Source organism: Mycobacterium persicum (assembly GCF_002086915.1).
Classification (GTDB): domain Bacteria; phylum Actinomycetota; class Actinomycetes; order Mycobacteriales; family Mycobacteriaceae; genus Mycobacterium; species Mycobacterium persicum.
Map to the genome: position 1 here is coordinate 4,048,471 of NZ_MWQA01000001.1, position 11,131 is coordinate 4,059,601.

At 66.0% G+C, this 11,131-nt stretch carries 11 protein-coding genes and 2 pseudogenes; 5 read left to right on the forward strand and 8 right to left on the reverse strand.

What is annotated here, in order from left to right; genetic code table 11:
• From B4U45_RS18535 to B4U45_RS18550, 4 genes are all read right to left on the reverse strand, one after another.
• The coding region (locus B4U45_RS18535) for a PPE domain-containing protein (protein WP_423734697.1) at positions 1–206 on the reverse strand (206 nt) is incomplete at its 3' end.
• 219 nt (positions 207–425) lie between these two features.
• Positions 426–1,226, reverse strand: a complete 801-nt coding sequence (locus B4U45_RS18540) for a glycine-rich domain-containing protein (protein ID WP_142995465.1) — start codon at positions 1,224–1,226, stop codon at positions 426–428.
• A 100-nt stretch (positions 1,227–1,326) separates the two neighbouring features.
• Positions 1,327–1,995: a hypothetical protein gene (locus B4U45_RS18545; protein ID WP_075546963.1), complete on the reverse strand. Its 669-nt coding sequence runs from the start codon at positions 1,993–1,995 to the stop codon at positions 1,327–1,329.
• 580 nt (positions 1,996–2,575) lie between these two features.
• A complete protein-coding gene (locus B4U45_RS18550) occupies positions 2,576–2,719 on the reverse strand; it encodes a hypothetical protein (RefSeq protein WP_158006335.1) in 144 nt (47 codons plus the stop codon).
• Between the two features lie 106 nt (positions 2,720–2,825).
• Between B4U45_RS18550 and B4U45_RS18555 the strand changes: the two genes are divergently transcribed.
• Positions 2,826–3,098: a hypothetical protein gene (locus tag B4U45_RS18555; protein ID WP_075546964.1), complete on the forward strand. Its 273-nt coding sequence runs from the start codon at positions 2,826–2,828 to the stop codon at positions 3,096–3,098.
• 197 nt (positions 3,099–3,295) lie between these two features.
• Here the strand turns inward: B4U45_RS18555 and B4U45_RS18560 are convergent, their stop codons facing one another.
• Both B4U45_RS18560 and B4U45_RS18565 read right to left on the reverse strand, forming a co-directional pair.
• Positions 3,296–4,534: an ATP-binding protein gene (locus tag B4U45_RS18560; RefSeq protein WP_075546965.1), complete on the reverse strand. Its 1,239-nt coding sequence runs from the start codon at positions 4,532–4,534 to the stop codon at positions 3,296–3,298.
• Between the two features lie 189 nt (positions 4,535–4,723).
• Positions 4,724–5,156: pseudogene (locus B4U45_RS18565) on the reverse strand (HNH endonuclease); the annotation flags it as partial.
• 2 nt (positions 5,157–5,158) lie between these two features.
• Here B4U45_RS18565 and B4U45_RS18570 point away from each other — a divergent pair.
• Positions 5,159–5,458, forward strand: a pseudogene (locus B4U45_RS18570) (type II toxin-antitoxin system VapC family toxin); the annotation flags it as partial.
• 34 nt (positions 5,459–5,492) lie between these two features.
• Here B4U45_RS18570 and B4U45_RS18575 read toward each other — a convergent pair.
• Together B4U45_RS18575 and B4U45_RS18580 are read right to left on the reverse strand one after the other, a co-directional pair.
• Entirely contained in the window at positions 5,493–6,644 is a 1,152-nt protein-coding gene (locus B4U45_RS18575) for an FIST signal transduction protein (protein WP_075546966.1), read from the reverse strand.
• Between the two features lie 83 nt (positions 6,645–6,727).
• A complete protein-coding gene (locus B4U45_RS18580) occupies positions 6,728–9,271 on the reverse strand; it encodes an SEC-C metal-binding domain-containing protein (RefSeq protein ID WP_371686829.1) in 2,544 nt (847 codons plus the stop codon).
• Between the two features lie 120 nt (positions 9,272–9,391).
• Between B4U45_RS18580 and B4U45_RS18585 the strand changes: the two genes are divergently transcribed.
• From B4U45_RS18585 to B4U45_RS18595, 3 genes are all read left to right on the forward strand, one after another.
• On the forward strand, positions 9,392–9,619 hold the full coding sequence (locus B4U45_RS18585) for an antitoxin (protein ID WP_075546967.1): 228 nt from the start codon (positions 9,392–9,394) through the stop codon (positions 9,617–9,619).
• On the forward strand, positions 9,616–10,017 hold the full coding sequence (locus B4U45_RS18590) for a TA system VapC family ribonuclease toxin (protein WP_075546968.1): 402 nt from the start codon (positions 9,616–9,618) through the stop codon (positions 10,015–10,017). The genes B4U45_RS18585 and B4U45_RS18590 overlap by 4 nt, the downstream gene beginning before the upstream one ends.
• An 84-nt stretch (positions 10,018–10,101) precedes the next feature.
• The gene (locus B4U45_RS18595) at positions 10,102–11,058 is read left to right on the forward strand and encodes a class I SAM-dependent methyltransferase (RefSeq protein WP_075546969.1); all 957 of its coding nucleotides are present in this window, start codon (positions 10,102–10,104) and stop codon (positions 11,056–11,058) included.
• The last annotated feature ends 73 nt before the right edge of the window (positions 11,059–11,131 follow it).

Consider the following 11,131-nt stretch of genomic DNA (forward strand, 5'->3'; position numbering starts at 1 on the left):
GCTTGCTCGGCGGTGACGGTGAGCCAATCCACATAGGGAATGACGGCGGCGGCCATCGACATCGACGACGGACCCGTCCACTGCATGGTGGTCAGGTCGGTGACCACCGATCGGTACATGCTGGCCGCGGAGTGCAGTTCGGCGGCCAGCAGTTGCCAGCTGGCCGCGGCGGTGCGCAGCGAACCCGAGCCTGCACCGGTATACATCCGGGCCGAATTGACCTCTGGCGGTAACAGCGCAAAATCAAACACGATGGCTCCTGGCCTTGCTGGTGGTGAATGATGGGAAACCGCCGCCTGCTTGCCAGCAGTGACGAACTGATCCGGTACCGCCGACCCGCCAGACCGTCCCGCGGGGTCGTCGGGACCAATGCCGGTGATGTATGCGCACGCCCTCCGGCGGCACCGTCAGAACCGGACATGTTGCTACGGAGCGACTTTGAGTGCGCCAGACCGGACCAGCGCTTGAGCAAGCCCGATCTTTTCGTCGTCGGTCAGCCCGCCGGGCAATTCCCGGACGTAGAAGGCGCCCGTGGCGATGATGAATTGCAATGCGGCACAGGCCATATCGTTGACCGACAAGACGGCGGTGCCGTCGGTGCGACACAGCGCGACGTAGCCGTCGCTGCGAGCCAAGGTAAGCCGGCCCGCGCGGTCGTCGACAAGCATTCGTCGATTAACGGTGATAAAGCAGATGTCATGCCAGACATCGGGGAGCGGTTGTCCGAACAATGCTTCATAGCGCTCGCGGAAATCGGTGAACGTGGATTTCTTGCGTGTTCGCCGGCGGGGCCGCGAAATTCCTGGGCGTCGCTTTTCGGCAGCCGCGCCGAACTGCCCGTCGTATCCAGGGCCGGAGTGGACTGTCGGAGCATGGCTAAGGTAATGGCCGAAGTAGCGATGCCCGTAATCCGCGTATTGGTTGGTGAACAAGATAAATGCGTGCCAGGCGGCGTCGACCATCTCTGAATACATGCCGATGACCATGTCGTGGCTCAGCTCAGACAAAACCAGATACTTCTTGACCTCGGTGAAAAGCTCCTGGGCCTGAGCGCGGGTCTCGACTACCCGGTCGCTAAGCATCCGATCAAGCACATACGGCGCCTCGAAAGCCAACGCCTCACGAAGATGAGCGTCGAGCACTTCCGTGTCCGAATCATTGCTTTCAGCAGCTGTGATACCAGAGGTACCGGTAAGGGAGGGGGCTCTATCGACAATGGCCACCATAACCTCGCCCGCTTTCTTGCCGAGCCGGACAATCGGGACTGTGCCGCTGACGTCTCCGGGTGGTCGAACGCATATGAAATGCCGATCTGCCTGTCTACCGTTAGTTGTCAGGGTTATACGGGTCGCCAGCCGCATACGCGGTTGCAAAGTCGAGGTCCGACTGCTCTTCGGAATTGGGGTCGTCAGGCCGGTATTCGTTGTTGTTTGCTTGCCATTGCGCGATGGTGTTTGTACCTGAACTGTCGTCGTCGGATTCGCTCGAGCTGTAGTAGTAGTCGTCGTCATACCCGCCTGCGGCGCCTGTGCTGGACGTAACTTGCGTCCCGGTTGGCTGGTCGTCACCCGGGATCAAATTTGTCTGCGTATCTGTGGGAAGCTCATTGCCGCCGCCGGAACTGATGGTTGCGGTGGTGTTGTCTTGGGTAGTAGCCGTCGTGTCAGTCGAATTGCTCGACGACCCAGCGCCACTGAGGCTGCCACCAGAAGTGTCGTTGGTGTTGCTCGTGCAGCTGTCGAGCTTGAAGCCGCCGTGGGAGGTCAGCGTGATATTGAGTCGCCCCACATTGACACCGAAGCCGTTGGCGGTGGTCGGGGTGGTCACGTCGACGATGCCGGCGATGCCGCTTGTCAGTGTTAGCGCTCCCAGTGCAGCGCCGGCGGCAAGCCTGCCTCGCCGCGACTTGCCGATCCCGCCTTTAGCACGAGCCGAACCGGATTCGGCATCGTCGGCGTTGCTTTCAGGTTTGGCGGGATGAGTCGGCTTCGGCATGGTCGGGCGGTCCTTTCTTCGGTACTGCTGTTGAGCGATGTCTTTGAGGTGCGCCGGTCATGGCGTCGCCGGTGTGGTCAGTCGAGAGCTGTTGTCGGGCATGGTTTCAGCGCTGCTGCAGTGGCATCGGCGAGGCCTGTCCGGGCGCACCGATACCGGACTGCGAAACAGGCCTTCGGCGGCTGCGGCCACGCGCTGTCTGCCGGGGGCGCTCAGCCCGGCTGCGGTCCAAACGAAATGGGTTCGGCTGCAACGGAAACCATGTGGTTCGATCGCCGGGCCTTGCGGCGGCATAGGCTGCCACCGACCGTGCGTTCAACGACTCCACCGCTGGCGCGGCGTCCGCTAGCCCTTCGGGAATTACCTACCGCGTCACTGCTGACATCCCTTCGGGCTGATCTGAAACTCCGCAACTGCCTCGGCTTTCGCTACACGCTCGGGCGCGACACATACGGGCGTACTGTAACGGATACATCTGTATCGGAAATGGTTGCAGAAGTCAACCGTGTGATCAACCTGTGGATGACTTTCGCCTTCGACTGCCCGGCGAGCGTGACGATCATTCGGGTGTGACCGCTTGTCACCGCCGCGCACCTGGCGCCGCGGGCGGGTGTGTGCCCTGAGCCATCAGGAGTCGGCCGACGAACGCCGCCGACACGACCCGTCGCGGCAACCGATGGCTGACCAGCGCGTTGGGCGCCGCCACGATGGTCGCGTCCCGCACAAGGCATCACCTACTTCGGCGCCCGATATCAGCTTCTGGCGCCCCGGCTCGGGAAGACCAAGCCATTGTCGCCATCCAATACTCAATCCTGACCGCGGGATGGCACGTGCTCGCCGACGATGTCGACTACGCCGATCTTGGCGGTGACTACTTCGCGCGGCTAGATCCCGAACGCGCCATGCGCCGCATCGTCCGCCAAGCCAACGCGCTCGGATTCACCGTCCTCGTCGAACCGGTCCATGTTTCCATGGCTAACTCGAGCACTTCGATGGTGCGCAAGCGGTGGTTTGGTCAACTCGGGCCTGCACAACACGTCGATAGTTTCGGGCAGGGAGCCAGTAAGTCCTGTGAACGAATTGCCGACCGCGTTGACCGATAGCGGGATGCCGGCTTCGGGGAGTCGCTGGATTCGTGTGCGGCATCGCGGTTGATGGTGTCATCGAGGGAGGCGACCTGGCGAAGCTACCCGTTGGCGCAATGGCGATTAGGGTCAGTCATATCCCGTCGCGCGATCTTGGGTGCAAGATGTCCGGTGGCGACGCCAGGATCGTGTCGCGCTATCGAGGGTGTCGAGCCTCACCGAGACGCCCAGAGCGTGCTGACCGGTAGGGCCGCAAGGTTGGGGCCGAACGGCGTGGCTTCCGGTGCCGCGGTGAGCAGCACGCCGAACTGAAAACGATCGCCGAGCCTGTCGGCCAGATAGCGCAGACCGCGAAGATCCTCCGCTCGTGGGGTGCTGGTCGCCTTGACTTCGATGCCGCAGATCCGGCCGTCGGGGTGTTCGAGCACCAGATCGACTTCGGCGCCGCCGCGGTCGCGAAAATGCCACAGACTGGCCGGCTCGGCGGACCAGGTGAGCTGCTTGCGAATCTCGTTGGCCACGAACGTCTCGAGAAGCGGGCCGAGGTGACCACCTGGACGATCCAGCGTCGCGCTGGTAGCACCGAGCAGGTGGCATGCCAGGCCACTGTCCGACACGACAAGCTTCGGTCTGCGGATCACCTTGCGGGTCAGGTTGGTCGACCAGGCCGGCACCCGATGGATCAGGAAGGCCGCTTCCAGCAAGGCCAGATAGCCGTCGGTGGTGCGGGCCGGAATCGACAGTTCGTTCGCCAGCGCGCTGACGTTGAGTTCGGCGCCAGTCCGCGTCGCGCAGAGCCGAAGTAATCGTGGAACTTCGGCAAGCCGCTCAATTGCGGAGAGCTCGCGGATGACCGACTGCGCCGCAGTGGTCAGATAGTTGTCGAACCACGCACGGCGTCTCGACGGCGTGCGGGCAATGATCTCTGGGAAGCCTCCGGTGGCGATGCGCTCGACCAGATCGGCGCGCCGCAAATCGGAGCTGTGGATCAGTTCGCGAGGTGCGCTGAACAGCAGATCGACGAAGTTGTCGGCGAATCCGGCGAGTTCACCCTGCGAGAACGGCCAGAGTTCGATGATCTCGACTCGGCCGACCAACGCGTCGGCCATGTCGGGGGCAGAAAGCAGCCGCGCCGAACCGGTAAGCAGGAAGCGGCCGGGTCGGCGATCGTGATCAACCTCGGCCTTGATCGCCCGGAACAGTCCCGGTTCCAGTTGTGACTCGTCGATCACGAGCGTGTCCACCGGCCGGGAGACAAATGCGCGCGGATCGTGGCGGGCAGCATCGCGGTTGGCGGCGTCGTCGAGGGAGACGACCTGGCTTGACCCTGGGTAGTTAAGTCGCGCAACAAGGGTCGTCTTCCCGACCTGGCGTGCGCCATTGACGACGACGACCGGCGTGTCGGCCAGCGCGGCTAGCACCATGGGTGCGATCGCGCGGTCGACTACGGACATGTGGACAGCATACGCTGCGGATCTGCCTAGTCATCTATTGCGAATCCGTCCAGTAGGTTGTTGCGGATTTGTCACACCGGGCAATGCGGATCCGTCCGGCCTGCATATGCGCCCCGCGCCATGGGACGTAGGTAGCAACCGGGCGAACACACGGCAGCGAAGCCGGGCGACACCGAGGCACACCACAATTCACCTCCACGACGACACAAAGCCGATATCCAGCCGCTCGCTCCGCTGGTACCCCGACCACGTCGGCGCACCGGCGGCTGCACCCGGTAGATGCCGAGCGCCGCGGCCACCACACGATAGCGCTGCGTTGGCCACTGGATCTCGGATGCGATCTGTTCCAACACATCTCGGTCACGATCGAGCACTCGGTCCACGATCGACACCGCCGGTCGCGCACCGCTCTTGTCGCCGTTGCAGCGCGCGCACGCCAACACCAGGTTGGCCGGGCCGTCGATGCCGACCGGCGACCACGGCAGCACGTGATCGACCGGATTGTTGGCCGGCAGATGCGTGCCGCAATAGAAGCAGTGCGGACCGTAGGCGTCCCGGAACGGTCCGCGCACCGGGGCGAGTCGGTGCGTTCACGTCCGAACAGATGGCCAGCCACGTCGGGACGTCCTGGATTCCCAACACGATCCGATCATCAGCAGAGGTTTGGACGAGCTGCTCGAGGAGGCCGGGTTTGTGGTGGAGCCGGTCACTGAACGGCAGGCCCGGCTTGCGTGCCAGGCCTACGCAGATTTCGGCAAAGGCAGCGGCCACCCGGCCGGATTGAACTTCGGCGATTGCCCGTCCTATGCACTGGCCACCGACCTGCGCGAGCCACTGTTATGGAAAGGATGGAAAGGCAACGACTTTGGGCACACTGGCGTCCGATCATCGCCGGGCATAACGCATGGTGCACCAGAGCGATGACCAGTCTGACGAAAGTGATGCACGCCAGCCCAGCTCAGTCGACGAACAGTGCCAACGACGCCGTGTAGCCATGTAACGCATTGCGCCCGAACACCGGACCGATCTCCCCGGCGGCGAAGAACCCGGCCAGCGGAATCCCGCCCAGCAGGTCTTCGATCGTCGACGCGTCATGGTCGGCCACCCCGAACATCCGCCGCCCCCGCCCGTTGCAGGTGAACAGCAGCGCACCCGCCGGACGCCCACCCAGCTCCGCCGCCGCCCGCTCCACGGCCAGGTGCAGGTCCTTGTCCGCCGACGCCGCGTCACGCACCTGGAACTGCACGGTCGTGCCGACCTCGACAACATCGCCGATCTCGATGGCTCCGGTCGAAGGGTCGGCGCCCAGTAGCCCGCGGATCAAGAAGTCGCCCTGCCCCGGAGCCGCCAGGTGTTCGTCGACCACGATGCCGATCTGCAGGCCACGGCTGACTAACTCCTGCTCGTGCAAGGGCAGATCCTCGACGATCTCGCGCAGGCGCACCAGCGGCGGACGGCCACCCAGCTCGGTGATCGCCGCCCCGTCCGCGCCGGTGACTATGTAGGGGCGGCCGATCGGCCGGCAGCCCTGCGACACGATCGGTATCCCGTGCACCCCGGGTAGGCGCACCCCGACGAGCCCCGAGCTGAACACACCACCGTCGCGGAACAGCCGGGTGCCGCCCGGGCCGCGTCCACCGCTGGCCAGACCGCCCACCACGGTCGTCCCCGGCAGGTCGCTGTTGAGGTGCTCGATGAGCAGACTCGACGGGAAGGTGTACGGGTCGGGCAGCAGCAGGTGCAGATCATGTGCGGTCCGGTCGAACCGGTAACCGGTAAGCAGTCCGCCCGAGCCGGCGCGGACGAAGTCCAGCTGGAACGTTTCGGCGGCCAGGCCCGACGCCAGCCACACCGCCACCGCCGGCCGGTCCTCTATCTCACGCCGGCCGGCGACAACCGCCTGGGCGACACAACCGATCAGCGCGGGCGACCCGACGATGCCCAGCACCGCGTTGAGAACGTCCGCCGCCTGATCGGAGTGCGACCGCGATCCGAGCAGCACAGCCAGCGACGGCGCCTCACCCGCAAGCGCATCGCACGCCTGCGTGGCCGCCGCCACCGCCGCCTGCCGCGCATCGGGCGCGGTGGAGAAGCCGACTCCGATCCGCACCCTTCCATCATGCGCCGCCCGGCGCCTATTTCCGCCGGAATCGCCGGCCGGTTCTGCAGAGGCGTGGCGTCACCGCATCCGCACTACTGTCCCAACGCGGCGCGCAGCCGGTTGGCGTCCATGGCGCCGGCACGTGCCGCGGCGGGGAAGCTGTCGAGAAGTTTGATCAGATCGCTCCGTCGGGTGGGGTCGTCGGCGGCCTGCCGCGGGGTGCGCCCGGCGAGTGCCGGGATGGGCTGGTCAAGCCACTTGGTTTCGTAGTCGCGGACGAACTCCTCGAGTGCCGCGGCCACCTCGGGCCCATCGGGCTCTCTTTCCTCGGTAGCCGGGAGCTGCTTGGCGAGCTCGGCCAGCTCGCGGGTATCGCCCAACGGGCGGCGCGAGTCCTCCAGCACGCTCATCGCCGGATCCAGGGCGGCCACCGTGGCCAGCACCCGGTCCATCCGCTTGTCGCTGTTGGACGCTACCCGCAGCGTGTCGGCGTCGAGCACCAGGGTCGCCCGGATCCGTTGCGTCCCATCGTCGTTGACGTACTCGTGCCATCGCGGCGGCGGTTCGCCTTCGACCCGGTCGTAGGTGTTGTCAAGCGCGGCCTGGATCGCGGCACGGTCGCCGATGCGCACGGTGGCCTCACAGAACGCCAGCGGATCACCCTCGGTGTTGGTCAGCGTCGGCGGCGCAAACCGGCGGCTCAGGTAGGCCACCAGCGTCACCGCGTCGGGTTCGGTGTCAAGCAGTTCGCTCAGCGGGTAGCGCTCGTGCAGCGCGACCGGTTCCACGCCGCCGAAAAATCGCATGGTGTCACCGGCAGGCAGCACCCGCGCGCACACCAGCTGCCCCGTCTTCAGCTGGCGGCTGGCCGCCTGCTCCCGCACCTCATGGGTGTCGCCGATGCGCAGGTCGCGCACGGTGACGCTGTGGCCGCGTTGCACCCGCTCCACCTCAAACACCGACCGCTGCACCAACAACCACTGCTGCGCCAGCAGTCGCTCGTCGTCGGGCAGCAACGACCCGCGGATTTCGAGGAACTCCTCGAACGCCCCGCCCTCGAACAGCACCGCGTCGATCACCAGCGGATCGCCCAGCGCGGTGGTCAGCGCGTCCGGATCATCGCCGGCATGGCGGGAGCGTTCGTAGGCCACGTCGATCAACAGGTCGTTCCAGCCGCTCACCAGCGCATGTTGGATGGCCTTCGCGTACAACCAGCGCGCCCGGTCGTCCAGCGGCAGCTGCTCACGCCCGAGATGGCATTTCTTGTACTTGCGCCCAGACCCGCACCAGCACACGTCATTTCGGCCGACGTCACGGCGCGGCTCGGCCTGGTACTGCTCCAGCAGCTCCACCAGCGGGTAGTCCGGCTCGGCGCCCGCCCGGCGCAGCAACGCCAACCCGCGCTCGACGTCACCGCGATCGGAGGCGATCCGAGCCAGATCGAACAACGGCAACGGCCAATCCGGATCCATCGACTCGGCGGCCAGCAGTTCACGTTCGGCCGCCGCAATGTCGCCGATGCGCTCCAGCGCCACCGCCCGTAGCCACCGACACGCCACCCGCGCCGCGCGGGGCACCTTCGACTCCAGCACCTCGGCGAACAAGACCAGCGCGGCCGTCCCGACGCTTTCGTCGCCGACCGTCTCGGCCACCAGCAGCTCGGCCAGCAGCGGATCAGCGAGTGCGGCACCCAACGCGCCGACGAGATCCATGTCGGGTGCTGTCGCGCCGTGGGTGGCCGCGGCCAACGCTTCCTGCGGCGCCATGCCCGCGTCGAGCAGCTCTGCGATCTGGTCGTGCAACTTGACCAGCACGTACAACGCGACCGCCTCATTGGGGTCGAGTTCATGACGTTCGGCCAGCGCTTGGCACCCTAGCTTGAAACGCCAAGCGCTAAAATCGAATCCGCCCGGTGCAAGCCAATCGCGCTGGCGCGCGAGACCATAGTCGTCGACGATCTCGGACAACGGCGGCAGCGGCTCGGTGAACAGCGTCGGATCTTCGGCGCACACCGTCCACACCGCGGCGTCGAAGTACGTCGGCTCCTGGGCGTGGAGCGTCGCGGCTAGCCGCGCACCCACTCCTTCGGCCGACGCGACCTCAGTGACCCGCTCGACCACCAACCCTTTCTCGGTCAGCCGCATCCCCACCAGGTCGCCCTCGGCCACCCCCAATGCCACCAACGTGCCCGGCGCCAGGAGCAGCACCCCGTGCGGGTCGACCGCCTCGTCCGGAATGCCCCGCTGCTCGAGCAACTCGTCATCGAACCCGGCCAGCATGACCTGCGTCGGTGAACCGTCGGCGAGCCGCTGGTACTGCGCGTGCTCGCAGAGCTCGGTGATGGGGTCCAGATCCGGGGCCACAGTCAGCAGGTCGTCGGCCAGCTCGTCCGCTTTGACCCGGTGCGTGAACACCCGTCCGGCCAGCACGGCCGGCAGCCACACCCACCTCTCGTCGACCAACTGTCTTGCTGGACACTGTATTTCGTCGAGAACCTGAGCCAGCACGGCATCCGCATCGGCCACGCCGTCGTCCCGTAGCCGCGCTGCGATGTCGTCGGCGTCCAACGGGCCGTGTTCGGTCAAGATTCTTGCCAGGGTCTCGGACCCGGTGAAGGCATCGGTCACGGCGACCACCCTATGCGCCGGCGAGCGGCGCCTCGAGAGCCCCGCCGGCTTGCTTCGGGTTGTCGGTCGGCTCAAAGTCGGCCGCATCATGGCATCATGGCATCGTGATGCAGTGATGTAGGCTTGGGTGTGCGTACCACCATTGATCTGCCCGACGACCTGCACAAACAGGCGCTGGCTATCGCCCGGGACACCCGCCGCACCTTGAGTGAAACCGTTGCCGACCTCATGCGACGCGGCCTGGGAGCCGGCCGTACCGCCGCGATCTCCACCGATCCCAGGACCGGGTTGCCACTGGTGAGCGTCGGCAAAGTCGTGACCTCCGAGGACGTGCGCTCGTTGGAGGATGAGGCGTGATCGCGCTGCTGGACGCGAACGTGCTGATCGCGCTGGTGGTCGCCGAGCACGTGCATCACGACGCCGCCGCGGCATGGCTGTCCACGCGTGACGCCGGTTTCGCGACGTGCCCCATCACGCAGGGAAGTCTGGTTCGATTCTTGCTGCGGACGGGTCAATCCGCGGCAGCGGCACGGGAGGTGGTCAGCGCCGTCGAAACCGCAAAGCGCCACAAGTTCTGGCCCGACAGCGTCTCTTTCGCCGATGTCGAGAGCGGCGGCGTGGTCGGCCACCGACAGGTGACCGATGCTTACCTGGCTCAGCTGGCCCGAAGCCGCAACGGGCAGTTGGCGACTCTCGATAGCGGACTGGCGCACTTGCACAGTGACGTCGCGGTCCTCGTACCGACGGCCTGCTGATACCCGGCCAACCGGCGTGGCCCGACCCGGACCGACGAGTTGGATACCTGCCCGTAGGGTCGGTGTTGACGGGAGGAAGTGAGCATGGCCAAAACCGCCAGAACCGATAACGACAGCTGGGAGATCACCGAGAGCGTCGGCGCGACGGCGCTGGGTGTGGCGGCGGCCCGCGCGGCCGAAACCGAGAGCGCCAATCCGCTGATCAGCGATCCGTTCGCGCGGATTTTCCTCGACGCGGCCGGCGACGGCGTGTGGAACTGGTATTCGGGGTCGCAGCTGCCCGCCGAAGTCCTTGAAGCCGAGCCCGAGGTGTCGCTGCGAATGCAGGCAATGACCAACTATATGGCTTGCCGCACAGCATTTTTCGACACTTTCTTCCTGGACGCGACCCGAGCGGGCATCGGTCAGGCAGTGATTCTGGCGACCGGCCTGGACTCGCGGTGCTGGCGGTTGCCGTGGCCCGACGGGACCACGGTCTACGAACTCGACCAGCCCAAGGTGCTGGAGTTCAAAACGGCGACGCTACGCGAGCACGGGGTCGAGCCGACCTGCCGGCGCGTCGGCGTCCCGGTGGACCTGCGTCAAGACTGGCCGAAGGCGTTGCAGCAGGCCGGTTTCGACGCGTCCGCACCGAGCGCATGGTCAGCCGAGGGACTCATGCCGTATCTGCCGGCGGTAGCCCAGGATCTGCTGTTCAACCGCGTTGACGGCCTCTCCGTCGCCGGTAGCCGGATTGCTGTCGAGGCGCTCGGACCCGACTTTATGGACCCCGAATTCCGCGCCAAGCGGCGCGAGCGGATGGACCGTGTTCGCGCGCTGATGGCCAAGGTCGACCCGCAGCGCGAGGTGCCCAGTACGGACGAGCTGTGGTACTTCGAGGAGCGCGACGACGTCGGCGACTGGCTGCGCCGCCACGGCTGGGAGGTGACGGTGACGCCGTCGGCGCAGCTGATGGCCGGCTACGACCGCAACCCGCCGAAGGAGGCCCAAGACAGCGCGCCGCGGAATATGTTCGTGTCCGCGGTGCGGGCCGGCGCCTAGCGCAATATGCACCGAACACCGGCCCGCCGATTACCTCGGTTTGGTTTCGAACCGGCTGATGAGGTGATTGGGT

Bases quoted from the DNA above. Each gene is read 5' to 3' on its own strand.
- B4U45_RS18540 (WP_142995465.1), bottom strand. From the start codon at position 1,226: ATGGTGGCCATTGTCGATAGAGCCCCCTCCCTTACCGGTACCTCTGGT.
- B4U45_RS18595 (WP_075546969.1), top strand. From the start codon at position 10,102: ATGGCCAAAACCGCCAGAACCGATAACGACAGCTGGGAGATCACCGAG.
- B4U45_RS18545 (WP_075546963.1), bottom strand. From the start codon at position 1,995: ATGCCGAAGCCGACTCATCCCGCCAAACCTGAAAGCAACGCCGACGAT.
- B4U45_RS18560 (WP_075546965.1), bottom strand. From the start codon at position 4,534: ATGTCCGTAGTCGACCGCGCGATCGCACCCATGGTGCTAGCCGCGCTG.